The organism is Streptomyces sp. NBC_00158 (genome assembly GCF_045160885.1).
Taxonomy (GTDB): domain Bacteria; phylum Actinomycetota; class Actinomycetes; order Streptomycetales; family Streptomycetaceae; genus Streptomyces.
Map to the genome: position 1 here is coordinate 693,881 of NZ_CP108161.1, position 24,499 is coordinate 718,379.

At 74.4% G+C, this 24,499-nt stretch carries 23 protein-coding genes and 2 pseudogenes; 12 read left to right on the plus strand and 13 right to left on the minus strand.

Annotated features, from left to right (window positions below):
* Position 1 precedes the first annotated feature (1 nt).
* Positions 2–1,378, minus strand: coding sequence for a sensor histidine kinase (locus OG553_RS03050; RefSeq protein WP_405977457.1), 1,377 nt, complete (start codon positions 1,376–1,378; stop codon positions 2–4).
* Between OG553_RS03050 and OG553_RS03055 the strand changes: the two are divergent.
* A pseudogene (locus tag OG553_RS03055) lies at positions 1,332–1,631 on the plus strand (response regulator transcription factor); the annotation flags it as partial. The gene OG553_RS03050 and the pseudogene OG553_RS03055 overlap by 47 nt on opposite strands.
* Before the next feature lie 27 nt (positions 1,632–1,658).
* On the opposite strand, the gene OG553_RS03060 reads toward OG553_RS03055, so the two are convergent.
* A complete protein-coding gene (locus OG553_RS03060; RefSeq protein WP_405977458.1) occupies positions 1,659–2,321 on the minus strand; it encodes a GPP34 family phosphoprotein in 663 nt (220 codons plus the stop codon).
* 213 nt (positions 2,322–2,534) lie between these two features.
* Between OG553_RS03060 and OG553_RS03065 the strand changes: the two genes are divergently transcribed.
* Positions 2,535–2,999: a type II toxin-antitoxin system PemK/MazF family toxin gene (locus OG553_RS03065; protein ID WP_405977459.1), complete on the plus strand. Its 465-nt coding sequence runs from the start codon at positions 2,535–2,537 to the stop codon at positions 2,997–2,999.
* Between the two features lie 4 nt (positions 3,000–3,003).
* On the opposite strand, the gene OG553_RS03070 is transcribed toward OG553_RS03065, so the two are convergent.
* Positions 3,004–3,951, minus strand: coding sequence for a helix-turn-helix transcriptional regulator (locus OG553_RS03070; protein ID WP_405977460.1), 948 nt, complete (start codon positions 3,949–3,951; stop codon positions 3,004–3,006).
* Between the two features lie 92 nt (positions 3,952–4,043).
* Here OG553_RS03070 and OG553_RS03075 point away from each other — a divergent pair.
* Positions 4,044–4,623, plus strand: a pseudogene (locus tag OG553_RS03075) (NADPH-dependent F420 reductase).
* A gap of 37 nt (positions 4,624–4,660) precedes the next feature.
* On the opposite strand, the gene OG553_RS03080 reads toward OG553_RS03075, so the two are convergent.
* The gene (locus OG553_RS03080) at positions 4,661–5,485 is read right to left on the minus strand and encodes a TIGR02452 family protein (protein ID WP_405977461.1); all 825 of its coding nucleotides are present in this window, start codon (positions 5,483–5,485) and stop codon (positions 4,661–4,663) included.
* A gap of 109 nt (positions 5,486–5,594) precedes the next feature.
* Here OG553_RS03080 and egtA point away from each other — a divergent pair, with 109 nt between their 5' ends.
* From egtA to egtD, 4 genes are read left to right on the plus strand one after another with little or no spacing between them, the layout of a single operon-like run.
* The gene (gene egtA, locus OG553_RS03085; RefSeq protein WP_405977462.1) at positions 5,595–6,977 is read left to right on the plus strand and encodes an ergothioneine biosynthesis glutamate--cysteine ligase EgtA; all 1,383 of its coding nucleotides are present in this window, start codon (positions 5,595–5,597) and stop codon (positions 6,975–6,977) included.
* Positions 6,974–8,308: an ergothioneine biosynthesis protein EgtB gene (egtB, locus tag OG553_RS03090; RefSeq protein ID WP_405977463.1), complete on the plus strand. Its 1,335-nt coding sequence runs from the start codon at positions 6,974–6,976 to the stop codon at positions 8,306–8,308. The genes egtA and egtB overlap by 4 nt, the downstream gene beginning before the upstream one ends.
* Positions 8,308–9,066 carry an ergothioneine biosynthesis protein EgtC gene (egtC, locus tag OG553_RS03095; RefSeq protein ID WP_405977464.1) on the plus strand — a complete coding sequence of 253 codons (759 nt, stop codon included), beginning with the start codon at positions 8,308–8,310 and terminating at the stop codon, positions 9,064–9,066. The genes egtB and egtC overlap by 1 nt, the downstream gene beginning before the upstream one ends.
* Positions 9,063–10,028, plus strand: a complete 966-nt coding sequence (gene egtD, locus OG553_RS03100; protein WP_405977465.1) for an L-histidine N(alpha)-methyltransferase — start codon at positions 9,063–9,065, stop codon at positions 10,026–10,028. Before egtC ends, egtD begins: the two co-directional genes overlap by 4 nt.
* Here egtD and OG553_RS03105 read toward each other — a convergent pair.
* The 3 genes from OG553_RS03105 to OG553_RS03115 all read right to left on the minus strand — a co-directional run bounded on the left by OG553_RS03105 (position 9,920) and on the right by OG553_RS03115 (position 13,258).
* Positions 9,920–10,888, minus strand: coding sequence for a lysophospholipid acyltransferase family protein (locus tag OG553_RS03105; protein WP_405977466.1), 969 nt, complete (start codon positions 10,886–10,888; stop codon positions 9,920–9,922). The genes egtD and OG553_RS03105 overlap by 109 nt on opposite strands.
* Entirely contained in the window at positions 10,885–11,838 is a 954-nt protein-coding gene (locus OG553_RS03110) for a GNAT family N-acetyltransferase (protein ID WP_405977467.1), read from the minus strand. Before OG553_RS03110 ends, OG553_RS03105 begins: the two co-directional genes overlap by 4 nt.
* 157 nt (positions 11,839–11,995) lie before the next feature.
* Positions 11,996–13,258, minus strand: coding sequence for an extracellular solute-binding protein (locus OG553_RS03115; RefSeq protein WP_405977468.1), 1,263 nt, complete (start codon positions 13,256–13,258; stop codon positions 11,996–11,998).
* Positions 13,259–13,424: 166 nt separating this feature from the next.
* On the opposite strand from OG553_RS03115, the gene OG553_RS03120 reads away from it, so the two are divergent.
* Entirely contained in the window at positions 13,425–13,640 is a 216-nt protein-coding gene (locus OG553_RS03120) for a dodecin (RefSeq protein ID WP_405982935.1), read from the plus strand.
* 34 nt (positions 13,641–13,674) lie between these two features.
* Here OG553_RS03120 and OG553_RS03125 read toward each other — a convergent pair whose 3' ends face one another.
* Positions 13,675–14,169, minus strand: a complete 495-nt coding sequence (locus OG553_RS03125) for a hypothetical protein (protein ID WP_405977469.1) — start codon at positions 14,167–14,169, stop codon at positions 13,675–13,677.
* A gap of 101 nt (positions 14,170–14,270) precedes the next feature.
* Here OG553_RS03125 and OG553_RS03130 point away from each other — a divergent pair, with 101 nt between their 5' ends.
* Entirely contained in the window at positions 14,271–15,269 is a 999-nt protein-coding gene (locus OG553_RS03130; RefSeq protein ID WP_405977470.1) for an MsnO8 family LLM class oxidoreductase, read from the plus strand.
* Positions 15,270–15,292: 23 nt separating this feature from the next.
* Entirely contained in the window at positions 15,293–17,737 is a 2,445-nt protein-coding gene (locus tag OG553_RS03135) for an ABC transporter (RefSeq protein WP_405977471.1), read from the plus strand.
* Positions 17,738–17,764: 27 nt separating this feature from the next.
* Here OG553_RS03135 and OG553_RS03140 read toward each other — a convergent pair whose 3' ends face one another.
* From OG553_RS03140 to OG553_RS03155, 4 genes are all read right to left on the minus strand, one after another.
* Positions 17,765–18,427, minus strand: coding sequence for a hypothetical protein (locus tag OG553_RS03140; protein WP_405977472.1), 663 nt, complete (start codon positions 18,425–18,427; stop codon positions 17,765–17,767).
* A gap of 143 nt (positions 18,428–18,570) precedes the next feature.
* The gene (locus tag OG553_RS03145; RefSeq protein ID WP_405977473.1) at positions 18,571–19,311 is read right to left on the minus strand and encodes a succinate dehydrogenase/fumarate reductase iron-sulfur subunit; all 741 of its coding nucleotides are present in this window, start codon (positions 19,309–19,311) and stop codon (positions 18,571–18,573) included.
* The gene (locus tag OG553_RS03150; protein ID WP_405977474.1) at positions 19,308–21,302 is read right to left on the minus strand and encodes a fumarate reductase/succinate dehydrogenase flavoprotein subunit; all 1,995 of its coding nucleotides are present in this window, start codon (positions 21,300–21,302) and stop codon (positions 19,308–19,310) included. The genes OG553_RS03145 and OG553_RS03150 overlap by 4 nt, the downstream gene beginning before the upstream one ends.
* Positions 21,303–21,304: 2 nt before the next feature.
* Positions 21,305–22,009, minus strand: coding sequence for a succinate dehydrogenase (locus tag OG553_RS03155; RefSeq protein ID WP_405977475.1), 705 nt, complete (start codon positions 22,007–22,009; stop codon positions 21,305–21,307).
* Between the two features lie 95 nt (positions 22,010–22,104).
* Between OG553_RS03155 and OG553_RS03160 the strand changes: the two genes are divergently transcribed.
* A complete protein-coding gene (locus tag OG553_RS03160; RefSeq protein ID WP_405977476.1) occupies positions 22,105–22,986 on the plus strand; it encodes a LysR family transcriptional regulator in 882 nt (293 codons plus the stop codon).
* A gap of 23 nt (positions 22,987–23,009) precedes the next feature.
* On the opposite strand, the gene OG553_RS03165 is transcribed toward OG553_RS03160, so the two are convergent.
* The gene (locus OG553_RS03165; protein ID WP_405977477.1) at positions 23,010–23,627 is read right to left on the minus strand and encodes a hypothetical protein; all 618 of its coding nucleotides are present in this window, start codon (positions 23,625–23,627) and stop codon (positions 23,010–23,012) included.
* A gap of 238 nt (positions 23,628–23,865) precedes the next feature.
* Here OG553_RS03165 and OG553_RS03170 point away from each other — a divergent pair, with 238 nt between their 5' ends.
* Positions 23,866–24,456 carry an SMI1/KNR4 family protein gene (locus OG553_RS03170; protein ID WP_405977478.1) on the plus strand — a complete coding sequence of 197 codons (591 nt, stop codon included), beginning with the start codon at positions 23,866–23,868 and terminating at the stop codon, positions 24,454–24,456.
* Positions 24,457–24,499: the final 43 nt, after the last annotated feature.

Below are 24,499 nucleotides of genomic sequence, written 5' to 3' on the forward strand. Positions count from 1 at the left end.
CTTAGGTGGCCTTCAGGGTGTCCTTGGAGACCAGGTGGCCGTCCGGCCAGCAGAGGCGGTAGAGGTCGACCTGGTCCAGCAGGTCCCGGCCGGACCGGTAGAACTCGCAGTCGGCGCCCGCCGGCCGGGGGGCGGAGCGGAGGCGGTCGGGCGGGTACGGGAAGGCCCGGGCCGGGAGCAGGCGGGCGAGCTCGGTGCGGGGCGCTCCCGGCTCCAGTGCGGCGAAGCGGGAGGGCGGCAGCACGCCCGTCGTCAGCTGCCAGGCGAGGCCGACGGCGGCCGGGAGGAAGAAGGCCGCCGCGGCGGCCGGTGCCGCGAAGGCGGCCGCGGCTCGGCGGCGGGCGGTGCGGCGTGCCCCGGCGTGCCGTTCGGTGGACTCCGGGGCGCTGCCGGCGGGGGCCGGGGGGTCGGTCCGCCGGGCCGGGGCCCGGTGCGGGAGGTCGGCGGTGACGCGGAAGCCGTCCTGGTACGGCCCGGTGCGCAGGGTGCCGCCGAGGACCGCCACGCGTTCCCGGAGCCCGGTCAGCCCCCGGCCGCTGCCGGCCGCGACGCCCGTGGCGGCGGGTTCGCCGTCCCGCGCGGCGGTGTTGACGACGCTGACCCGGGTGCGGTCGGGCCCGTGGTCGATGCCGACCCTGACCCCGGCGCCGGGGGCGTGCTTCACGGCATTGGTGAGGGCCTCCTGCACCACCCGGTACGTCCCGCGTTCGACCAGCGGCGGCAGCGTGCCGGTGAACGTTCCGCGCCGCTCCCACCGCACCGGCACCCCGGAGGCCACGGCCCGGGCGAGGAGGTCCTCGACGGTGTCCGTCCCCGGGCCCCCACCGTGCGGTTCGTGCAGTACGGCCACGGTCTCCCGCAGCCTCTCGACGGCGTCCGCGACCGTCCCGCGCAGTTCGGCGAGGTCGGCCCGGTCGCGGTCGGTGAGGTCCGGGGAGAGTTCCAGGGCTCCCGCGCGCAGGGCGACGAGGCTCAGCACGTGGCCGAGGGAGTCGTGCATGTCGGCCGCGATGTCCGCCCGTTCGGCCAGCCGGACGCGCTCCGCCACGAGGTGCTGGCGCTCCTCCAGGCTTCCGGCCAACCGCCAGCCCTCCCGTACGAGTTCGCGCCGGCCGCGCCAGTGGCGCCCGGTCAGCCAGGGCAGCAGGAGGGCGGCGGGCAGCACGGCCAGGGCGTAGAACCACCACACGGCCGGGACCCCCAGTACGGCGCACGCCGCGAGGTCGGCAGCGAGGGAGGCGGCGAGCACGGCGAGGGGGCCCCGGGCGCCCGCCGTCCGGGCGCCGAGCAGGCAGCTCAGCGCGGCCAGCGACAGGACGTGGGCGTTGGCCGGTGCGGGCGGGGCGCGCCTGTCCCCGCGGGTCGCGGGGCGGGTCATCGCCGGGATGCGCGCCCACCGTTCCGCTCACCCGCACCGCTCCCTGGACCGGCTGACGGAGCGGGAGCGCGACGTGCTGGCCGGCCTCGGCGCCGGGCTGTCCAACGCGGAGATCGCGGGCCGGCTGCACCTCGTCGAGGGCACGGTGAAGGCGCACGTCAGCGCCGTGCTGACGAAGCTGGGCGCCCGCAACCGGGTGGAGGCGGCCATCGCCGCGCACGAGTCGGGGCTGATCCCGCCGCGCGGCGCCTGACCGGGCAGGCGCACGGCGGGGCGGGCCTCAGATGAGGATCGTGGTCGTCGTCACCACGGTCACCGCGGTCATCGCCGCCTGCGTGTCCCGGATCGCGGTGCGGACGCTCTCGGCCGCCCACTGGCCGTCGGCTATCTCCGCCATCCGCGCGGCCACCTCCTTGCGCGGCCGGTCCGGGAAGGCCAGGGCGTGCAGTTTGGCGGAGTGGATCAGGGCGATGAGGCCGGCCGTCCGGGTGTCCGGTTCCTCGCCGTCCAGTACGACGGCGGCGAGGCGGGCGCGCAGCTCGCGCTCGAACGTGCCGTCCGCTTCCGGGTAGCGGCGCACCGGGAACATCCCGAGCACCTTGCGCTTCTCCTCCACGATGACGCCGCGCTCGCAGAGCCGCTCGACGGCCGCGGTGACGGCCTTGGGCTGGTCCCTCGTCAGCCAGTCCGTCGCACGGTGCCGCCCGCGCCCGCGCAGCCAGGTCGCGATCAGCTCGACGCGGCCGTCGAGCAGCGGCTCCCCGGTCGGGCTCGGGTCGGAGACGACGAGCGCCTCACCGCTGACGGAGACCCGTTCGGCCAGGACCAGTTCGAACAGGAAACCCCCGGCGACGGCCCAGCCGGCCGCCTGCCGCTGCTGCGCCGAACCGGTCTCGTCGTCCAGCGAGAGCAGCACGATCTCCTCCGCCAGTGTGATCGCCATACCGCTACCCCCGTACGCTCCGTGATCGTCCTCTCGACAGGTGAGACGCCGGAGCATCCGCGGAAGTTCCCGGGGCGGGACTGCCGGGCCGGCCGGCGGGAGCGGGTCCTCGCGGACACCGCCCGGGTCCGCTGCCCTCCGCGTCAACCCGTGGGCGACGGGGCGCGCCGCTCGTGGTCCGGGGTCGCTGACGGAGCCGTTAACCTCGCCCGCATGACGGCACTTTCGCACCACGGCAGCAGCCACGTCGAGCAGCCCGGCCGGGACGGCACGACCGCCACCACCGAGGCCGATCCGCGCGCCATCGGCCCGGTCCGCACGGAGTACGCCCCCGATCCGGACGGGGATCCGGACCCGGGGGAGATCGTGTGGACCTGGGTGCCCTTCGAGGAGAACGACGGGCGGGGCAAGGACCGTCCGGTGCTGGTGGTCGCGCGCGAGGCGGGCGGGGCGACGCTGCTCGCCGTCCAGCTCTCCAGCAAGCGGCACGACCACGACCGGGAGTGGGTGCCGATCGGGTCCGGCCCCTGGGACGGGGCGGGCCGGGAGTCCTGGGTGGACCTGGACCGGGTGCTGCGGGTCCACGAGTCGGGCATGCGGCGCGAGGCCTGCGCGCTGGACCTGCCCCGGTTCCGCCTGGTGGTGGACCGGCTGCGCGAGCTCTACGGCTGGCAGTAGTCCCTCAGCCGGCCCCGGCCAGCATCCGCTGCCCCGCCGCCCGGAGGTGGGCGAGGACCGCCGGGTCGGCGTCGAGCGCGTAGTCCGCGTCCAGGCCCGCGAGGGTGGCGGCGATGCGGGGCAGGAAGTCGTCGGAGGTGTCGACGCGGCAGCTGGCGGCGGTGACGGGGCGGACGCGGGTGCCCAGGTGGCGCAGGGTGTCGGCCGGGGCGTCGACGGTCGCGACGGCCCGGTGTCGGGTCGGGGCGGCCGTCAGGCGCTCTGCGGTGAAGGCGGCCGGGTCTCCGCCGGGGACCTCGCGCGCCGGGACGCGCCGTCCGGTGGCGGCGGGTTCGGTGATGCGGTCGAGGCGGAAGAGGCGCCAGTCGTCCTTGCCGGTGTCGTGGGCCAGGAGGTACCAGAGGCCGCCGGAGGCGACGAGGTGGCAGGGTTCGACCCTGCGGTGCGCGGCCGGGCCCTGGCGGGTGGTGTAGGTGAAGGTGAGGACCTCGTGGTCGCGGCAGGCGACGGCGAGGGTGGTCAGCAGGGCGGGGTCGATCCGGGGCCCGCGGTCCTGCCAGGTGATGCCTGCCAGGGTGGACTGGAGGGCGCCGACCCTGCCGCGCAGGCGGCGCGGCAGGACCTGTTCCAGTTTGGCCAGCGCCCGCAGGGCGGTCTCCTCCATCCCGGTGAGGCTGCCGGCGGCGGTGCGCAGGGCGACGGTGACCGCGACGGCCTCCTCGTCGTCGAGGAGCAGCGGCGGCAGGTCGGCGCCGGCTCCCAGGCGGTAGCCGCCGGCGTGGCCGCGGGTGCTGTCGACGGGGTAGCCGAGCTGCCGCAGCCGCTCGATGTCGCGGCGGACGGTGCGGACGGTGACCTCCAGCCGGTCGGCGAGGTCGGTGCCGGGCCATTCCCGGCGGGTCTGCAGCAGGGACAGCAGCCGGAGCATCCGTACGGTCATGTCACTTGTCATGTGTCCCACTGTGCCCGGGTCAAAGGACATGGTCTGTCCTTAAATGCTCCTACCTTGGTCATGCCCAAAGGGAATGAACCGGGAGGAACCACATGAAGATCGCCGTTCTCGGAACCGGTGGCGGCGCCCGCGCCCACACGGCCAGGCTGCTGGAACTCGGCCACGAGGTGTACGGACGAGCTCGTCGTCAACGGCATCGACGGGCACAACGCGGTCGCCGCGCTGTCCGCGATCGCGGACGAGCTGGCGGGCAAGGTCCTGGTCGACTACGCCGTGCCGCTCGTGTACCGGCACGAGAGCGAGCACCCCTGGCCCACCCCGTGGGGCGTGATGCCGAAGTTCGACCCGTGCGACACCGACAGCCTCGGGGAGCAGATCCAGCGGGCCCTGCCGCGCACCAAGGTCGTCAAGTCCTTCGTCACCCAGGAGCAGGAGACCGTGGTCCGGCCCCGGGGTGTCAACGGCGGGGACCACACGATGTTCGTCGCCGGCGCCGACGCCGAAGCGAAGCGGCGGGTCACCGAGCTGCTGGAGGCGTACGGCTGGAGCGACGTCCTCGACCTCGGCCCGCTCGTGTCCGCCCGCGGCATGGAGATGTACGCCCACCTGCACAGCGCGATCGGCTTCGCCCTGGGCTTCGGGACCCCCTTCGGGATGAAGGTCGTACGCTGACCCCCGTCCGGGGCCCGCGCGCCCGGGGCCGCGCCGGTCAGCAGCCGTCGAAGGCCGCGGCGAAGGCCTCGCGGGTGCGGGGGTCGCGGTCCAGGACGCCGAACACGACGTGCTCGAAGGTCCCCGCGAAGCGTCCGGTCAGGGCAGCCCGGAAGGCCTCGGCCACCTGCGCCGGGTCGTTGCGGAACACCCCGCACCCCCACGCGCCCAGCACCAGCCGCCGGTACCCGTGCAGTGCGGCCACCTCCAGGACCAGCCCGGCCCGCCGGGCCAGGGCGGCCGGGATCTCGTGGGCGCGCTCCGGCTCCTGGCGGCGGATGGTGCCCGCGTTCGGGGCGGGGGAGGTGAGGAAGGCGGCCCGGAACGGGGTGTCCAGCAGTTCACCCCGGTCGTCGCGGAAAACCGGTACCCCGGGGGAGTGAATCACCCGGTCGGTGTAGAAGGTGCTCTTTCCCGCACGGTGGACCTCGTAGTACTCGGGGGCCTCCAGCAGGGTCTCGTACAGGGCCGAGGCACGGCACAGGGCCTCCTCCTGGGCCTTGGCCCCGCGGACGTACCCGCCCCCGGGATTGCGGGCCGAGGCGAAGTTCAGGACCGCCACGCCGCCCTCCCCGTCCGCCGCCGCGAGGCGCCGCGCGGCGACCGTGCTGCTCTCCCCCGTGACCTCGAAGACCGTCGCGCGGCCGCCCCCGACGGACTCTTCACCCGGTATCGCCCGCTTTGGCCCGTATATTCTGGTTCCGGCCTTGGCTTCCGCCAGGTCGGCGGCGATGGCGACCCGCCGCCCCGACCGCGTCCGGTATTCCCCGGACGCCGCGATCAGTGCGTTCTCCCGCGCGATCTCGCGCAATCTGCTGCTCACGCCGGAATCCTCGGCCCCCGGGACCCGGGACGGCAAAGGAATTAGCGCTCCGATGAGGGGTAGGGCACGGGTGACATCACGGCCGACGACAGGAGACGAGGTTCCGGTCATGCCCGAGAACTCGCCCGCTCCATTCGCCAGGAACGCCGAACAGAACCCCCTGACCGAGGCGGCCGCCGAGGACCTCCTCCACGGCATCTGCTTCAAGACCGGACCGCCCCGCCTCCTCGGAGCCGAGCTCGAATGGCTCGTCCTGGACGCCGAGCGGCCCTGGCTGCCGCTGCCCCCCGAGCGGCTGACCGCCGCCCACGCGGCGGCCCGCGCACTGCCCCTGAACTCCCGGCTCACCGTCGAGCCCGGCGGCCAGCTGGAACTCAGCTCGGCCCCCGCCGACTCCCTCACCGCCTGCCTGGACGGCCTGCGGGCCGACCTCACCGCCGTCCGCGGCGCCCTGCGCGGCCAGGGCCTCGTCCTGCACGGCCTCGGGCAGGACCCCCGGGCACCGCTCGACCGCCTCCTCGCCAGCCCGCGCTACGACGCGATGGAGGCCTACTTCGACCGCACCGGGCCCGCCGGGCGCGCCATGATGCGCTCCTCCGCCTCGGTGCAGGTCTGCGTGGACGCCGGCCACGAGGAGCCCGGCCCGCTCGGGCACGGCAGGCGCTGGCACCTCGCCCACCTGCTGGGCGCCGTACTGGTGGCCGCCTTCGCGAACTCCCCCGGCCGCGACGGCCCCTACCGGGGCTGGCGGTGCGCCCGGCAGGGGATCTGGAGCGACATCGACCCGCGGCGCGCGCTCGCCCCGCCGCTGGCGGACGAACCCCGGGCCGGCTGGGTCCGGCACGCACTGGACACCGAGGTGATGTGCGTACGCGCCCCCGGCGAGGGCCCCTGGACCGTGCCGAGCGGGCTGAGCTTCCGCGACTGGCTGCGCACGGGACCGCGTACGGGCGCCGGGCGGCGGCCCACCGCCGAGGACCTGGAGTACCACCTCACCACCCTCTTCCCGCCGGTCCGGCCGCGCGGCCACCTGGAGCTGCGGATGATCGACGCGCAGCCGGGCGAGGACGGCTGGCTGGTCCCGGTCGCGCTCGTGCACGCGCTCTTCGACGACCCCGCGGCCTCCGAGACCGCCTACCGGGCGGTGAAGGCACTGGCCGACGCGTACGGGACCGGGCCCGCGCCGTGCAACCCGCTGTGGCGGACCGCCGCCCGGGAGGGGCTCGCCGACCCGGAGCTGCGCGCGGCCGCCGCCGTGTGCTTCCGGGCGGCCGGCGAGGCGCTGCCCCGGCTCGGGGCGGGCCGGGAGGTCCAGGACGCGGTGGGCGCGTTCGCGGAGCGCTACGTACGGCGCGGGCGCTGCCCGGCCGACGACGCCGAAGCCGCAGCCGGGGCCGGAGCCGCCGGGGGGCGGACCGCCACCGCCACCGCCCGGGCCGGCACGGGGGACCGCCGGCGCCGGCCGACCGCCGTGAAGGGACCGCGCCCGTGACCGCCGAGACCCGCCCCGGGATCCACCCGGGGATCCGCCCCGAGCTGCTGCGCGAGCGCGCCGCGGCCGCCCTGACGGCCGCCCGGGCCCGTACCGCCGCGCTGACCGACGCGGTGAGCGACCCGGACCTGACCGCGCAGCACTCCCCCCTGATGTCCCCGCTGGTCTGGGACCTGGCGCACATCGGGAACCAGGAGGAGCTGTGGCTGCTGGGCCGGGTGGCCGGCCGGGAGTCCATGCACCCGGAGATCAACTCCCTGTACGACGCCTTCGAGCATCCGCGCTCCGAGCGGCCGAAGCTGCCCCTGCTCGGCCCGGAGGCGGCCCGCAGGTACGCGGCCGAGGTGCGCGGCCGCGTCCTCGCGCTGCTGGAGCGCACTCCGCTGGAGGGTACGGCCCTGCTCGACGAGGGCTTCGCGTTCGGGATGATCGCCCAGCACGAACAGCAGCACGACGAAACGATGTTGATCACCCATCAGCTGCGGGCCGGGGCCCCCGTCCTGGCCGCCCCCGAACCGGATCCGCCCCAGGGACCGCCGCCCGCGGCGGCCGAAGTCCTCGTCCCGGGCGGCCCGTTCACGATGGGCACCTCCACCGAGCCCTGGGCGCTGGACAACGAACGGCCCGCGCACGTGAGGGAGGTGACCTCCTTCTGGATCGACGCGGTCCCGGTGACCAACGCCGCCTACCGCGCCTTCATCGCGGACGGCGGCTACCGCGAGCCCCGCTGGTGGGCCCCCGAGGGCTGGGAGCAGGTCCGGGCGCACGACATCGGGGCCCCTCTGTTCTGGCACCGCGAGGGCGGCGAGTGGCTGCGCCGCCGCTTCGGGGTGACCGAGCCCGTACCCGATGAAGAACCGGTTCTGCACGTCAGCTGGTACGAGGCCGACGCGTACGCCCGCTGGGCGGGCCGACGCCTGCCCACCGAGGCGGAGTGGGAGAAGGCCGCCCGCCACGACCCGGCCTCCGGCCGCTCCCGCCGCTACCCCTGGGGCGACGCCGACCCGACCCCCGCACACGCCAACCTGGGCCAGCGCCACCTGCGCCCCTCCCCCGCGGGCGGCTACCCGGCCGGGGCCTCCCCACTGGGGGTGCGCCAGCTGATCGGCGACGTGTGGGAGTGGACGTCCTCGGACTTCCTGCCCTACCCGGGCTTCCGCGCCTTCCCCTACCGGGAGTACTCGGAGGTGTTCTTCGGCCCGGCGCACAAGGTGCTGCGCGGCGGCTCCTTCGCCGTGGACCCGGTCGCCTGCCGGGGCACCTTCCGCAACTGGGACCTGCCCGTGCGGCGGCAGATCTTCTCCGGCTTCCGCACCGCGAGGGACGCCTGATGTGCCGCCACCTCGCCTACCTGGGGCCGCCCGTGGCGCTGGAGCGGCTGCTGAACGAGCCCGAGCACTCCCTGGTCCGCCAGTCCTGGCAGCCGCGCCGCCAGCGGTTCGGCACCGTCAACGCGGACGGCTTCGGCATCGGCTGGTACGCCGGGGGCGATCCGGTCCCGGCCCGCTACCGGCGCGCCGGGCCCGTCTGGGGGGACCTGACCTTCGCCGACCTCACCCGCGTGGTGCGCAGCGGCGCGTTCCTGGCCGCCGTGCGCGACGCGACGCTGCCGGGGGCGGACGGGGAGGCCGCGGCGGCGCCGTTCGCGTGGGGGCCCTGGCTGTTCAGCCACAACGGGGCCGTGCGGGACTGGCCCGACGCGGCGGGCCCGCTCGCCGCCGCCCTGCCGCCGCGGGAACTGCTCCAGCTGGCGGCGCGCACGGATTCGGCGCTGGTCTGGGCGCTGGTGCTGCACCGGCTGCGGGAGGGCGACGACATGGGCACCGCCCTGGCGGAGCCGGTCCGCGAGCTGTCCACGGCGGCCCCGGGCTCCCGGCTGAACCTGCTCCTGACCGACGGCGCCACGATCGCGGCGACCGCCTGGGGCGACTCACTCTGGTACCTGGCCGATCCGGCGGCGGGGAGCGTGGTCGTGGCGTCCGAGCCCCACGACGACGACCCGCGCTGGTGCGAGGTGCCCGACCGGACCCTGCTGACCGCCACCCGAACGCGGGTCGCCCTGACCCCCCTCAAGGAGACCTCCCCGTGAGCGACTTCCAGTTGACCCGGACCCTGGACGAGCACGCCGCCGACAAGGCGCTGCGCGCCGATGTCCTGAGCGGCCTGACCCGCTTCCCGAAGGAGCTGCCGCCGAAGTGGTTCTACGACGCCCGCGGCAGTGAACTCTTCGAGGAGATCACCCGGTTGCCGGAGTACTACCCGACCCGTGCCGAGCGGGAGATCCTGCTGGAGCGGGCCGGGGAGATCGCGGCGGTGAGCGGGGCGCGCACCCTGGTGGAGCTGGGCTCCGGCTCCTCGGAGAAGACCCGGCACCTGATCGAGGCGATGCCCGCGCTGCGGACGTACGTCCCGGTGGACGTGAGCGAGAGCGCCCTCGTCGGCGCGGGCGAGCTGCTGCCGGCGCAGCACCCGGGCCTGCGGGTGCACGCGCTGCTGGCCGACTTCACGAAGCCGCTGCAGCTGCCGGACTCCGAGGGGCCCCGGCTGGTGGTGTTCCTGGGCGGCACGATCGGCAACCTGCTGCCGCCGGAGCGGGCGGTGTTCCTGGCGTCCGTACGGGCGATGCTGTCGCCCGGGGACGCGCTGCTGCTGGGCACCGACCTGGTGAAGGACGAGGCCGTGCTGGTGGCCGCGTACGACGACGCCCGGGGGGTGACCGCGGAGTTCAACAAGAACGTGCTGGCGGTGATCGACCGGGAGCTCGGCGCGGACTTCCACACCGCCGACTTCGACCACGTGGCGGTGTGGAACCGGGAGCACGAGTGGATCGAGATGCGCCTGCGGGCCCGGCAGGCGGTGACCGTCAAGGTCCGCGCGCTGGACCTGCTGGTGCCGTTCGAGGCGGGCGAGGACATCCTGACGGAGGTCTCCGCGAAGTTCCGTCAGGACGGGGTGCGCAAGGAGCTGGCCGGGGCCGGCCTGGAGCTGACGCACTGGTGGACGGACGCGGCGGGCCGGTTCGCGCTGTCCCTGTCGGTGGCCGAGGGCTGATCCGGATCCGGCTCCGCGCCGGGCCGCTGCTGCGCGGGTACGCCCGTCAGCAGCGGCAGCTCCCGCCCGGTCGTGCCGAGTACGGCCTCCCGCGCGGCCGCCGCGAGTTCCCGGCGGCCGGTGTGACGGCCCGCCGGGATGCGCGGCAGCAGCCGCACCTCGGCCCGTACCCCGCGCGCCCGGGCGATCCGCCACAGGGAGGCGGTCAGCGGGTCCTCCCCGACGAAGGCGGGCGCCCCGGCGAGTTCCCCGTCCGCCAGCCGGTACGCGATCCGCACGGGCTGTACGGGGACCCGCGCGTCCAGCGCCGACTGGAACGCGGCCCGCCGGAAGGGCCCCTGGGCTCGCCCGCACCAGGTGGAGCCCTCGGGGAAGACGGTGACCCGGTCCCCGGCCCGCATCGCGCCGGCGAGGGTCGCGACCGTGCGGGGCAGGGCCCGGATCCGGTCGCGTTCGATGAAGAGGGTGCCCGCCCGGGCGGCGAGCGGGCCGAGCACCGGCCAGGCCCCGATCTCGCTCTTGGCCAGCATCCGGCTGGGCAGGACGGCGGCGACGAGCGGGACGTCCAGCCAGGAGATGTGGTTGGCGACGATCAGGCGGCCCCCGTCCGGGCCCGGGGTGCCGTGCACGGTGATCCGTATCCCCATCGACCGTACGAGCGCGGCCGACCAGGCCCGGACCAGGGCGCGCCGGGGCCGGGCGGGGAGCAGCCGGACCGCCGGGGCGGCGGGGACGGCGAGCAGGACCAGGGCGAGGGCGGTGGCGAGCCGGAGCACCGCGCGGACCGCGCCCGCGGCCGCCCCCGGGTGGCCGGCGCAGGCCTCGGGGGTGCAGGGGGAGGTGGGCAGCCAGCCGCTCATGCGCCCGGGGCGAGCGAGAGGAAGTGGTTCAGGTAGCGCGGGTTGGTCCGGCGCAGGGAGAGCAGCACGTACAGGTCCGCGCAGCCGAACCCGGCGTCGAGGGCGGGCTCCCCGCAGACCCAGGCGCCGAGGCGGATGTAGCCGCGCAGCAGGGGCGGCAGCTCCATGCGGCCGGGGACGGTGATCCCCTCGGGGCTCCAGGGCTGGTGCGGGGTGACGCGGTACTCCTGCGGGGCGAGGTTGCGGGCGAGGACGGTCTCGCGGGTGGCCGCGGCCAGCACCCCGCCGTCGGCCAGCGGTATCGAGCAGCACCCGGCGAGCCAGTTGTGGCCGGTGCGCTCCATGTAGCGGGCGAGGCCGGCCCAGATCAGGGCGATGACGGCGCCGTTGCGGTGGTCGGGGTGGACGCAGGAGCGGCCGACCTCGACCAGGTCGGGGCGGATCGGGGCGAGGGCGGAGAGGTCGAACTCGCCCTCGGAGTAGAGGCGGCCGGCGACGGCGGCGCGCTCCGGCGGCAGCAGCCGGTAGGTGCCGACGACCTGTCCGGTCTCCTCGTCGAGGACGAGGAGGTGGTCGCAGTAGGCGTCGAAGGCGTCGGAGTCCAGGCCGGGCTCGGGGCCGTCGAGGCGGGCGCCGAGCTCGCCGGCGAAGACCTGGTGGCGCAGCCGCTGGGCGGCACGGACCTCGTCCTCGTCACGGGCGAGGCGGACGGTGTAGCGGGGGGCGGCGGGCGCCGCGGGGGCCGTGGGGGCCGTGGGCGCCGTGGGGGCCGCGGGGGCCGTGGGGGTCGCGGGGGCCGTGGGCGCCGTGGGGGCCGCGGGGGCCGTGGGGGCCGTGGGGGTCGCGGGGGCCGTGGGGGTCGCGGGGGCCGTGGGGGTCGTGGGCGCCGTGGGGGCGGCGGCCGGGGCTGGGTGTGCGAGGGGGGACGGGGACAGGGGGGCGATGGTCATGGCTGCTCCTGATCCGGGCACGGGGAGCCGGGTCCGCAGGCGGCGGGCCCGGCTCCTCTACTTCTTCCGTGACCGGCTGGATTCGACATGACCGACCGGCGGCCCCCGGATGTGCGGAGGCTGAACTCGGCGGTCGGCGGGTTGGCGGCCGCCGGGGTCAGCGGTCGGAGTTGAGGACCCGACTCATGGCGTCGGAGGCCGCCTTGGCCGCCTGGCGGGGGTCCTGGCCGCCGAGCACGGCCGTCATGTACGGCTTGATCGGGTTGTTGGCCTCGACCTCGGCCCAGCGCGCGGACTTCGGGGTGGCGCGGCCCTGGGCGGCGCCGGGGGCCATGGCGGTGGCGCCGTCGTTGCCCTCGACCACACGGGCGAGGGTGGTCTTGTTGGGGACGTAGCTCATGGTGCGGGCGAGTTCCGTCTGCCACTTCTCGCTGACCAGGGCGGTGATCACGTCCACGGCACGGGCCCGGTGGGCGGTCTTCTCCGGGATGATCAGGTCGGAGCCGCCGGTGAAGACGGAGCCCGCCTTGTCGGCGGTCTTGCCGGGGATCGGGAAGAAGCCGAGCTTGCCCTTGAGCGCCGGGTTGGCGGCCTCGATCTGGGCGACCTGGCCGGGGGTGGCGATGATCTGGGCGACCTGCCCGCGGGCGAAGACCTCGGACTGCGGGGGCGTCTCCTCGTCGCCGCCCTTGGGGCCGTCGCCGAGGGCCTGGAGCTGCTTGTAGAAGTCCATCCCGGCGAGGGCCTTCTCGTCGTCGAGGGAGCCGACCCACTGGCCGCTGGTCTCGACGGCGAGGTCACCGCCCTCGTCCCAGACGAACCCGGCGAGGACGTACCAGTTCTGGCCGGGCAGGTAGATGCCCTGCTGGTCGCCCTTGTCGAGCTTCTGGGTGGCGGCGATCCAGTCCTGCCGGTTCTTGGGCGGGGTCTTGATCCCGGCGGCCGCGAACAGGTCCTTGTTGTAGATCACCACCCGGTTGGCGGCGTACCACGGGACGCCGTACTGGGCCCCGTTGACGCTGCCCGGGTCGGAGAGGCCCTTGAGCCAGTCCTTGCTGCCCCATTCGCGCAGCCCTTCGAGGGTGACCTCGGAGACTCCGCCGGTCTCGACGTACTGGGCGACCTGGGTGTTGCCGACCTCGATGACGTCGGCACGGTCCTTGGACTTGCCGCCGAGCACGGCGTTGACCTTGTCGCCGATGCCCTTCCACTCCTGGATCTTCACGTCCAGGTCGATGCCGGGGTGCTGCTTCTCGAAGTCGGCGGTGAACTTCGCGATGAAGTCCTCGGAGGCGCTGCCCTTCATCAGCCACAGGGTCACCTTGTCGGAGCCTCCGTCGGATCCCGCCGACTGGCCGCAGCCGGTCAGGGCGGTCGCGGCCGCGAGGGCCGTGCACACGGCGAGGAAGCGCATCTTCACGAGGGGTCACCTTCTGGGGGATGGATCTCAGATGGCTTGAAATTGGCATAGACCAATGGGCGGGTCAACCCCCTTTCGCCCGGGATCGTTCACGCATAGTTCGCGGACCGTGGCTTACTGGGGCACGGTGGAACAAGGCAACAGCGACGACTGGCGGGAGACCCCCATGTCCAACCACACCTACCGGGTGACCGAGATCGTCGGCACCTCCCCCGAGGGCATCGATCAGGCCATCCGGAACGGGATCGCGCGTGCCGGGCAGACCCTGCACAACCTTGACTGGTTCGAGGTGACACAGGTGCGCGGGCACATCGAGAACGGGCAGGTCGCGCACTACCAGGTCGGACTGAAGGTGGGCTTCCGCCTCGACGGCGAGGACTGAGGGCGCGGGCGGGCGCCGCGCACCGACGGACCGGTCAGGTGCGGCCCTCGCCCTCCTGCGCCTGCTTGAGCTCCGGCGCGTCCCCGGCCCAGTCCGCCAGCAGCACCCGGAAGCCCGCCGCCCGGGCGGCCTCGCAGACGAGTTCGTCGTCGTCGACCAGCACCCGCACCTCGCGCCCCCGGGCGATGCGCCCGAGCACCTCCAGCTTCGTCACCCGCGCCGGGCGCCGGTCCTGGTTGCCGCGCATCCACACCCGGCCCTCCGGCAGCCCGTGCCGGGCCAGCCAGTCGGCGGTGTCGGCGCGGCAGCGCTCGGGCCGGCCGGTCAGGTACACCACCTCGCAGTCGGCCGCGCTCTCCACCGCCAGCGCCACGCCCCGGGCGAGCGGCGGATCGTTCGGCGCCGCGCGGAAGAACCCGGCCCAGTCGCGGGGCCGGCCCTCGAGGTAGTGCTGGCGGTGACCGGTGTCCGCGAGGGTGTTGTCGATGTCGAAGACGGCCAGTGGACGGCGCGAGGGGGTGTTCGTCATGCCCGCAGCCTAGGCTGCCGGTACGACACCCCCGACGGCAACGACACCACGGCCGGGGCGGGGCGGGGGAATGACCGCGACCGCCGCGCGTTGAGACGGGTGTGATCCGAAAAGTCTCGATACTCGACCGCTCCCGCACCCGCGTGGGACACTCCGCCCCCGAGGCCCTGCGCGACACCGTGGAACTGGCCCGCGCGGCGGACGAACTGGGCTACCACCGCTTCTGGGTGTCGGAGCACCACAGCGTGCCAGGGGTCGCCGGGTCCGCGCCCACCGTGCTGGCCGCCGCCGTCGCCGCGGCCACCCGGCGGATCCGGGTCGGGACCGGCGGGGTGATGCTGCCCAACCACCAACCCCTCGTCGTCGCGGAACAGTTCGGGGTCCTGGAGGCCCTGTTCCCCGGCCGGATCGACATGGGCCTCGGCCGCTCCGTCGGCTTCACCGGCGGGATCCGCCGCGCCCTGGGCCGGGACACCGCCGACGCCGACCGCTTCGAGGAGCAGCTGGCCGAGCTGCTCGGCTGGATCGACGGCACCCAGCGCGCCCACCCCGAGGTGCACGCCCGCCCCGCAGAGGGGCTGCGGATCCCGCCCTTCGTCCTGGCCACCGGCGAGGGCGCGGGCATCGCCGCCCGGGCCGGGCTCCCGGTGGTGGTGGGCGACCTGCGCGCCCGCGCCAAGGTCGCGGAGGCGGTGGGCCGCTACCGCGCGGAGTTCCGGCCGTCCCCGTGGGCGGCGGAGCCGTACGTGGTGGTCTCCGGGACGGTGGCGGTCGCCGCCACCGAGGAGGCCGCCCGGCGGATCCTGCTCCCGGAGGCCTGGGCGCTGGCCCTCTCCCGGACCCGGGGCAGCTTCCCGCCCCTGCGCCCGGCCGAGGAGGTCGCGGGGCTGGAGATGGCCCCGAAGGAGCGCGAGCTGTACGAGGGCGGCCTCGCCGGGCACATCGCCGGGACGGAGGCGCAGGTGGCCGACGCCCTCGCCCGGGTCGCGGAGGCCACCGGGGCGGACGAGCTGCTGGTCACCACCTCCACGTACGACCGGGCGGCCCTGCTGGACTCCTTCACCCGGCTGGCCCGGATCACCGGGCCGGGCCGGACCTGACCCGGGCCTCTAAACTGGGGCGAATGCACCACTCCCCCGCCGAGCCCGACACCCCCGACGCCCACGCCGGGCCCGACACCCCCGCCGGGCCGGGCCGCCCGGACGCCCCCGATCCCCGCGTACGGGTCCGCGGCGCCCGGGAGCACAACCTGCGCGGGGTGGACGTGGACATCCCGCGCGACACGCTGACCGTGTTCACCGGGGTCTCCGGCTCCGGGAAGAGCTCCCTGGCCTTCGGCACCCTCTACGCCGAGGCCCAGCGCCGCTACTTCGAGTCGGTGGCCCCCTACGCCCGGCGGCTGATCCACCAGATCGGCGCCCCGAAGGTGGACTCGGTGACCGGGCTGCCGCCCGCCGTCTCCCTGGAGCAGCGCCGGTCCGCCCCGGGTTCGCGGTCCTCGGTGGGGACGGTGACCCTGCTCTCCAACTCCCTGCGGATGCTCTACTCGCGGGCCGGTACCTACCCGCCGGGTGCCGAGCGGCTCGACTCCGACGCCTTCTCCCCCAACACGGCGGCGGGCGCCTGCCCTTCCTGCCACGGGCTGGGCCGGATCCACCGCACCAGCGAGGAACTCCTCGTACCGGACCCGACCCTGTCGATCCGTCAGGGCGCCATCGCCGCCTGGCCGGGCGCGTGGCAGGGCAAGAACCTGCGGGACATCCTCGACGTCCTCGGCCACGACGTGGACCGGCCCTGGCGGGAGCTGCCGGCCGAGGACCGCGAGTGGATCCTGTTCACCGACGAGCAGCCGGTGGTCACCGTGCACCCGGTGCGCGAGGCCGACCGGATCCAACGGCCCTACCAGGGCACGTACATGAGCGCCCACCGCTATGTGATGCGGACCTTCTCCGACACCAAGAGCGCCACGCTGCGGGCGCGCGCGGAGAAGTTCCTCACGGACGCCCCCTGCCCGGTGTGCGAGGGGCGCAGGCTGCGGCCCGAGGCCCTGGCCGTGACGTTCGCGGGCCGCACGATCGCCGAGCTCGCGGCGCTGGCGCTGGGCGACCTGGACGGCGTACTGGCCACCGCACCGCTGGAGGACGAGGCGGCGCGGGTGCTGGCCGGTGACCTGCGGGCGCGGATCGCGCCGGTGACGGAGCTCGGGCTCGGCTACCTGAGCCTGGACCGCACCGCCCCGAGCCTGTCGGCGGGCGAGCTCCAGCGGCTGCGGCTGGCCACCCAACTGCGGTCGGGGCTGTTCGGGGTGGTGTACGTACTGGACGAGCCCTCGGCGGGGCTGCACCCGGCGGACACCGAAGCGCTGCTCGGCGTGCTGGAGCGGCTGAAGCGGTCGGGGAACACCGTGTTCGTGGTGGAGCACCACCTGGACGTGGTGCGGCGCGCCGACTGGGTGGTGGACGTGGGGCCGCTGGCCGGGGAGCACGGCGGGCGGGTGCTGTACAGCGGGCCCCCGGCCGGGCTGGCTGCCGTGGCGGAGTCGGCCACGGCGCGGCACCTGTTCCCGGCGCGGGCGCCCGGCCCCGGACGGGTGCCGCGCGGGGCCACCGGCACGATCGGCCTGTCGGGCGTGGACCGGCACAACCTGCGCGGCGTGGACGTGGAGTTCCCGCTCGGGGTGTTCACGGCGGTGACGGGAGTGTCCGGTTCGGGGAAGTCCACGCTGGTGGGGCAGGTGCTGGCGGGCGAGGTCGCCGGGCGGCTGACCGAGCCGGACTTCCCGGTGCGGCGGCTGGTGGAGGTGGACCAGAAGCCGATCGGGCGGACCCCGCGCTCCAACCTGGCCACGTACACGGGCCTGTTCGACGTCGTCCGCAAGCTGTTCACGGCGGCGCCCGGGGCGCGGGCACGCGGCTGGAAGGCGGGCCGGTTCTCCTTCAACGTACCGGGCGGGCGCTGCGAGACCTGCCAGGGCGAGGGCTTCGTCTCGGTGGAGCTGCTGTTCCTGCCCAGTACGTACGCCCCCTGCCCGAGTTGCGCGGGCGCCCGGTACAACGCCGAGACGCTGGAGGTCCGTTACGCGGGGCTGAACATCGCGGAGGTGCTGGGCCTGACCGTGGAGGCGGCGGCCGGGTTCTTCGCGGAGGTCCCGGCGGCGGCGCGCAGCCTGCGGGCGCTGGAGGACATCGGCCTGGGCTACCTGCGGCTGGGGCAGCCGGCGACGGAGCTGTCGGGCGGGGAGGCGCAGCGCATCAAGCTGGCGACGGAGCTCCAGCGGCTGCGCCGCGACCACACCCTGTACCTGCTGGACGAGCCGACGACGGGGCTGCACCCGGCCGATGTGCGGGTGCTGCTGCGGCAGTTGCACGGGCTGGTGGACGCGGGGCACTCGGTGGTGGTCGTGGAGCACGACATGGAGGTGGTGGCGGGCGCGGACTGGGTCGTCGACCTGGGTCCGGGCGGCGGGACGGAGGGCGGCCGGATCACGGCCGCGGGTCCGCCGCCGGTGGTGGCCGCCTCGCCGGATTCCCGTACGGCCCCGTACCTGGCGCGGGCGCTGGGGCTCTAGGGGGTGTCCGGACGCGGTCTTCCCGGCTCAGGCGTCTCCGGGCAGCAGTTCCTGCGGGAGTTCGCGGAAGGCCCATTCGCCGCGGGTGCGGGTGAGCGTCCAGACCAGGTCGTACCGGTCGGGCCAGGCGGCGGGGACGCCGATGACGCGGTGCGCGCCGAGGGCGTGGACCAGGCGGGGGATCCCGGCGGCCTCCCAGCACACGAGTACGGGCGACCGGGCCTCCAGCACCGCCCGCGCCAGTGCGGTTTCGGCGCCGAGCGCGAAGCGAGTGCGTACGGGGATCCGCAGGGCGGCGGCCAGGGGCGCCAGGGTCTGCCTGGACCGGGCGGGGGCGGATTCCGGTCCGCCGGTCGCGAACAGCGCGGCGGGCCGGGGCAGCCGGGCACTGTGGGCCGGTCCGAAGAGCCGGGCCAGCTCTTCCGCACGGCGGCGGCCCCGGCCGGCGAGGAAGCCGGGGTCCTCGTTCCCCTCGTCGTCCTCGCCGGTGGCTCCGGCGTAGGGCTTCTCCGCGTGCCGGATCACCATGACGAGGGCGTCCTCGGCGGCGGGCTGGCCGGCGGCGGGGCCGTGCGGCCTCTTGCGGGTCGCGGTGTCCTCGGCCGTGCAGCCGGCCGCGGCCAGGCAGGCTAGGGCCGCGGCCAGCGCGGTGCGGCGGCGCGGTCCGGACCCGGCGGGGGCTTGGGGCATGGGGTCCACTGAACCCCACGCCCCGGACGGGTCCGGAGCACGGCGCGGCGTACGGCCCGTACGAGCGCCCGGTCGGCGGATCGGGTCAGCCGATCGGCCCAGGCCCGGGCCGGGGCGGCCCGTACGGGGGTGTGGGCGGGCGCTCAGGACTTGCGCAGGGCGCGGAGCCACTCCTTGTTCATCGCGGCGATCGACGGCAGCGGGATCCCCTTGGGGCAGGCGGTCGCGCACTCGCCGGTCAGGGTGCAGCCGCCGAAGCCCTCGTCGTCCATCCGCGCCACCATGTCCAGGACGCGCGTCTCTCGCTCGGGCGAGCCCTGCGGGAGCACGTTCAGGTGGTTGATCTTGGCGGAGGTGAACAGCATCGCCGAGCCGTTGGGACAGGCCGCCACGCAGGCGCCGCAGCCGATGCACTCGGCGTGTTCGAACGCCGAGTCGGCGGCCGGCTTGGGCACGGCGGTGGCGTGCGCCTCGGGGGCGGAGCCCGTCGGGGCGGTGATGTAGCCGCCGGCCTGGATGATGCGGTCGAAGGCGCCGCGGTCCACGACGAGGTCCTTGACCACCGGGAAGGCGGAGGCCCGCCACGGTTCGACGTCGATGGTGTCGCCGTCGTCGAAGGAGCGCATGTGGAGCTGGCAGGTGGTGGTGCGTTCGGGGCCGTGGGCGTCGCCGTTGATGACGAGGCTGCAGGCGCCGCAGATGCCCTCGCGGCAGTCGTGGTCGAAGGCGACCGGGTCCTCGCCGCGCAGGATGAGGTCCTCGTTGAGGGTGTCGAGCATCTCCAGGAAGGACATGTCCTTCGATATGCCGTCGACCTGGTAGGAGGCCATGGCGCCGGGGGCGTCGGGGTTCTGCTGGCGCCAGACGCGCAGGGTGAGCTTCACGCGTAGCTCCGCTGGGTGGGGTGGACGTACTCGAAGACGAGGTCTTCCTTGTGCAGGACGGGGGCGGCGCCGGTGCCCTGGTACTCCCAGGCGGCGGCGTAGCCGAACTCCTCGTCGCGGCGGGCGGCTTCGCCGTCCGGGGTCTGGGACTCCTCGCGGAAGTGGCCGCCGCAGGACTCGGCGCGGTGGAGGGCGTCGAGGCACATCAGCTCGGCGAGTTCGAGGTAGTCGACGACGCGGTTGGCCTTCTCCAGCGACTGGTTGAACTCCTCACCGCTGCCGGGGACCTTGATGCGGCGCCAGAACTCCTCGCGGATCTCGGGGATGCGGGCGAGGGCCTTGCGCAGCCCTTCCTCGGTGCGGGCCATCCCGCAGTACTCCCACATGAGTTCGCCGATCTCGCGGTGGAAGGAGTCGGGGGTGCGGTCGCCGTCGACGGCGAGCAGCTTGGCGAGGCAGTCGCGGGTCTCGCGGACGGCGGCGGCGACTTCGGGGTGGCCGTCGTCGACCTCCTCGTGGTGCGGGTGGCGGGCGAGGTAGTCGTTGATGGTGGAGGGGAGCACGAAGTAGCCGTCGCCGAGGCCCTGCATCAGGGCGGAGGCGCCGAGGCGGTTGGCTCCGTGGTCGGAGAAGTTGGCCTCGCCGATCGCGAACAGGCCGGGCACGGTGGTCTGGAGGTCGTAGTCGACCCACAGTCCGCCCATCGTGTAGTGGACGGCCGGGTAGATCCGCATGGGGACCTCGTACGGGTTCTCCGCGGTGATCCGCTCGTACATCTCGAAGAGGTTGCCGTACTTCTCGGCGACCTTGTCGCGGCCCATGCGGCGGATGGCGTCGGCGAAGTCGAGGTAGACGCCCTGCCCTCCGGGGCCGACGCCGCGGCCCTCGTCGCAGACGTTCTTCGCCGCGCGGGAGGCGATGTCGCGGGGGACGAGGTTGCCGAAGGAGGGGTAGATCCGCTCCAGGTAGTAGTCCCGCTCGGCCTCGGGGATCTCGGCGGCGGGGCGGGCGTCGCCCTTGGCCTTGGGGACCCAGATGCGGCCGTCGTTGCGCAGGGACTCGCTCATCAGGGTGAGCTTGGACTGGTGGTCGCCGGTGCGCGGGATGCAGGTGGGGTGGATCTGGGTGAAGCAGGGGTTGGCGAAGTAGGCGCCGCGCCGGTGCGCCCGCCACACGGCGGTCGCGTTGGAGTTCATGGCGTTGGTGGAGAGGTAGAAGACGTTGCCGTAGCCGCCGCTGGCCAGGACCACGGCGTCGGCGTAGTAGGTGTCGATGCTGCCGGTGACCAGGTCGCGGGCGACGATGCCGCGGGCCACCCCGTCGACGGTGATCAGGTCGAGCATCTCGGTGCGGGCGTGCAGCTCGACGTTGCCGGCGGCGATCTGCCGGGAGAGCGCCTGGTAGGCGCCCAGCAGCAGCTGCTGGCCGGTCTGGCCGCGGGCGTAGAAGGTGCGGGAGACCTGGACGCCGCCGAAGGAGCGGGTGTCGAGGAGGCCGCCGTACTCGCGGGCGAAGGGGACGCCCTGGGCCACGCACTGGTCGATGATCTCCACGGAGATCTGGGCGAGGCGGTGGACGTTGGACTCGCGGGCGCGGAAGTCGCCGCCCTTGACGGTGTCGTAGAAGAGCCGGTGTACGGAGTCCCCGTCGTTGCGGTAGTTCTTGGCGGCGTTGATGCCGCCCTGGGCGGCGATGGAATGGGCGCGGCGCGGGGAGTCGCTGAAGCAGAACTGGACCACGTGGTAGCCCTGCTCGGCGAGGGTCGCGCCGGCGGCACCGCCCGCCAGGCCGGTGCCGACGACGATCACGGTGTGCTTGCGGCGGTTGGCCGGGTTGACCAGCTTGGCCTCGAAGCGGCGGCGGTCCCAGCGTTCGGCGATCGGGCCCTCGGGGGCCTTGGTGTCGCGGACGGGCTCGCCGGTGGTGTAGGCGGCGTACTCGGTGTACCTGCCGCTCTCGTTCTCGTTCCGGTTCTCGTTCTCGGTGCTCATGGTCAGCTCACCACTCCGGTCATGACGGCGACGGGGACGGACACGAAGCCCGCGAAGAGGACGAGGGCCAGGGCGTTGGCCAGGGACTTCAGGGTCCGGTCGCGGCGGGCGTTGCCCGCGCCGAGGGTCTGGGCGGCGCTCCAGAAGCCGTGGCGGACGTGCAGGCCGAGGGCGGCCATGGCCACGATGTAGACGGTGTTGCCGTACCAGGTGGAGAAGGTCGCCAGGACGTTCTCGTAGGGGTGGCCGGCCCAGGCGCGCTCGTTGACCGTGAGGGTGGTCAGGTCGAGCAGGTGCCAGACGATGAAGAGGCCGAGGATGACTCCGCCCCAGCGCATGGTGCGGGTGGCGTAGCTCGCGCGGCGGCGCTTGCGGGCGTACTTGACCGGGCGGGCCTTGATGTCGCGGCGGCTGAGCTGGTAGGCGCAGACGGCGTGGGCGACGACGGCCGCGACCAGGACGACCCGGACGATCCACAGGGCCCACTCGTAGTGCAGGAAGGGGGCGCCGAGGGTGCGCAGCCAGTGGGCGTAGCCGTTGAACTCGTCCGCCCCGAAGAAGATCTTCAGGTTGCCGAGCATGTGCACGACCAGGTAGCCGAGCATCACCAGGCCTGATGCGGCCATCACGGACTTCTTGCCGACGGTGGAGTCCCAGAGCGTGCGCGTGGTGGACGGCCGTCGATCCGTCCGCGTTGCCAGAGCCATGCCGTCGACGGTAAGGACCAAAGTCCCGAGAGGTCCAAGACATGGTGGAGCTGATCGCGATAGGCAATGCCTATGGAGGGCTGTAGCCTGGGGGCATGCAGTTCCAGCAGCTGGTCTATTTCGTGGCCGTCGCCGAGACCCGGCACTTCACGCGCGCCGCCGAGCGGGAGCACGTGGCGCAGCCGTCGTTGTCCCAGCAGATCAAGGCGCTCGAACGGGAGCTGGGCGCCGAGCTGTTCAGCCGGGCGCGGGGCAACATCGCGCTGACGGACGCGGGCGAGGCACTGCTGCCGCTGGCGCGGCGGATCCTGGCGGACGCGGACACGGCTCGGCTGGAGGTGCAGGAGCTGGCGCAGCTGCGGCGCGGCCGGGTGCGGCTGGGGGCGACCCCGAGCGTGTGCACGGGCCTGCTGCCGGCGGTGCTGCGCGCCTTCCACACGGCCCACCCGGGCATCGAGCTGCTGATCGAGGAGAGCGGCTCGCTGGACCTGGTGCGGGAACTCGCGCGCGGGGTGCTGGACCTGGCCCTGATCGCCCTGCCGCTGCCGCCGTCCGCGCCCGCCCTGACCACGGTGGAGCTGCTGACGGAGGACCTGGTGGTGGTCTCGTCCGCGGACCTCCCGCCCCCGGCGGGCGGCGGGGAACTGGCCATCGCCGACCTGCGCGAGGAGCCGATGGTGATGTTCCGCCACGGCTACGACCTGCGGGACCTGACGGTGGGGGCGTGCCGGGCCGCCGGCTTCGAGCCGGTGTTCACGGTGGAGGGCGGGGAGATGGACGCGGTCCTGGGCTTCGTGCGGGCCGGGCTGGGCATCGCGGTGGTGCCGGCCATGGTCGTGGACCACGCGGGGCCGGGCCTGCGAGCCACCCGCCTCGCGGGCTCCCCGCTGCGCCGCACCATCGCCCTGGCCCACCGCACGGACGTGGCGCCCCCGCGGGCGGCCCGCGAGCTGAAGCGGATCCTGGTCGGCGACTGAGTGCCCGTGGTGCCCGCGGGCACTCAGATGCGGGCGAAGACGTTGACCACTATTCCGATGTAGAGAATGACGAGGATGGTCCAAAAAGTGTAGATAATTCCGGGATGCCGGATATAGAGAGGTATCCGGATGGTCGGGTAACGCCTGCGCAGTTCTCGTGGAGTCGGCATGCCCCCGGGCTGCCGCTGAAGCGCTGCACCGCGCCACACGCGGTCGAGTTCGGCTTCCCGCCACTGCCGGGGGTTGAGCATGACGGCGGCACGGTCATCACCCACGATGAGCACCTCGCCGGCGGTGCCGCTGGAGTCGATGGGAGTCCGGACGAGGAAGCCGGGTCCTTCGATGACGGTCAGCCGGCGCGCCCAGTTGCGCACCAGGACGGCGTCGTCCACGAGCGCCACGTACGAGTTCACCGTGTGCAGGACCGCGTAGGTCACGTACCACAGGAACGGGAGCGCGACGAGGACGACGGCCGCCGGTATGGCCGCCGACCCCAGTCCCTCACTGGTGCCTTCCCCGCCGGCGAGCATGAGCGTCAAACTGATGCCCGGCAGGATGGCGGCCGGTACGATCGCCCAGGCCACCCGGGCGAACCGGCTCTTGTCCGGGGATATGACCAGCTCTGCGTGACGGTCACTCACGACTGCCACCCCCTGCCTCGGCAGGCCGCGGGACGATGCCCGTTGGCACCGACATGCTCCGCCCCCAACTCCGTCGGGCTCCTCTTCACTCCCGCTCCCCCTTCATTGGATCCCGGTGACGTACCCACGCCCGAACGGCCACAACCGCCTGCCGCCGGGCCGGGCCGGGACCGGGCCGGGCCGGAACGGGACGGGACGGGAGCCGGGCCCGGAAGCCAGGCCTCCTCCCGGGTCTTGCATGATGACCGGCATGAACACGGAAACCGCCGAACCGGCCGAGCTGGCCGCCCTCCGGGAGATCTTCGCCACCCGCCCCGGGGCCGCGCCGCCGGCCGGCTGGGAGGCCGTGCGCTCCTTCGAGGCGCAGCACGGCATCGTTCTGCCGGAGCCCTACCGCACGTTCGTGGCGGAGATCTGCGACGGGCTGCGCGCCGGACCGCCGTACTACGGCCTGCTGCCGCTGTCCCAGACGCCCCCGGACTGGGGTGCCGACCGCCCCGAACGGCTGCTCGCCGAGCCCTTCCCGCTGACGGCGGCATGGCTGTGGGAGGCGGAGGACGACGAGGCCGAGCTGTCGGTGGAGGAGTTCGAGGCCCTGACGGACCCCGTGTTCGACCACGGCTCACTGCTGCTGGGCACCGACGGCTGCGGCATGTACTGGCACCTGGTCGTCACCGGCCCGCAGCGCGGCCACGTCTGGCAGATCGCCGGCGAGGGCGCGATGCCGTTCGGCCCGGACTCCCCCGACGCCGTGATGCCGGGCACCCCCGGCTTCACGGGCTGGGCGGCCCACTGGTCCGCCGGCCGCTCCTGGTTCGCGGACACCTAGGCCGTCTCTTCTGGATCGGGCCGGATCCGCGGCCCGGGCCGCG

Excerpts from the sequence above, each read along its gene's own strand:
- OG553_RS03125 (WP_405977469.1), bottom strand. The coding sequence starts at position 14,169 with ATGACGAACACCCCCTCGCGCCGTCCACTGGCCGTCTTCGACATCGAC.
- OG553_RS03060 (WP_405977458.1), bottom strand. The coding sequence starts at position 2,321 with ATGGCGATCACACTGGCGGAGGAGATCGTGCTGCTCTCGCTGGACGAC.
- OG553_RS03150 (WP_405977474.1), bottom strand. The coding sequence starts at position 21,302 with ATGAGCACCGAGAACGAGAACCGGAACGAGAACGAGAGCGGCAGGTAC.
- OG553_RS03140 (WP_405977472.1), bottom strand. The coding sequence starts at position 18,427 with ATGCCCCAAGCCCCCGCCGGGTCCGGACCGCGCCGCCGCACCGCGCTG.
- OG553_RS03160 (WP_405977476.1), top strand. The coding sequence starts at position 22,105 with ATGCAGTTCCAGCAGCTGGTCTATTTCGTGGCCGTCGCCGAGACCCGG.
- OG553_RS03070 (WP_405977460.1), bottom strand. The coding sequence starts at position 3,951 with ATGACAAGTGACATGACCGTACGGATGCTCCGGCTGCTGTCCCTGCTG.
- egtA (WP_405977462.1), top strand. The coding sequence starts at position 5,595 with ATGCCCGAGAACTCGCCCGCTCCATTCGCCAGGAACGCCGAACAGAAC.
- OG553_RS03050 (WP_405977457.1), bottom strand. The coding sequence starts at position 1,378 with ATGACCCGCCCCGCGACCCGCGGGGACAGGCGCGCCCCGCCCGCACCG.
- OG553_RS03120 (WP_405982935.1), top strand. The coding sequence starts at position 13,425 with ATGTCCAACCACACCTACCGGGTGACCGAGATCGTCGGCACCTCCCCC.
- OG553_RS03065 (WP_405977459.1), top strand. The coding sequence starts at position 2,535 with ATGACGGCACTTTCGCACCACGGCAGCAGCCACGTCGAGCAGCCCGGC.
- OG553_RS03155 (WP_405977475.1), bottom strand. The coding sequence starts at position 22,009 with ATGGCTCTGGCAACGCGGACGGATCGACGGCCGTCCACCACGCGCACG.
- OG553_RS03105 (WP_405977466.1), bottom strand. The coding sequence starts at position 10,888 with ATGAGCGGCTGGCTGCCCACCTCCCCCTGCACCCCCGAGGCCTGCGCC.
- OG553_RS03170 (WP_405977478.1), top strand. The coding sequence starts at position 23,866 with ATGATGACCGGCATGAACACGGAAACCGCCGAACCGGCCGAGCTGGCC.
- OG553_RS03110 (WP_405977467.1), bottom strand. The coding sequence starts at position 11,838 with ATGACCATCGCCCCCCTGTCCCCGTCCCCCCTCGCACACCCAGCCCCG.
- egtC (WP_405977464.1), top strand. The coding sequence starts at position 8,308 with ATGTGCCGCCACCTCGCCTACCTGGGGCCGCCCGTGGCGCTGGAGCGG.
- OG553_RS03135 (WP_405977471.1), top strand. The coding sequence starts at position 15,293 with ATGCACCACTCCCCCGCCGAGCCCGACACCCCCGACGCCCACGCCGGG.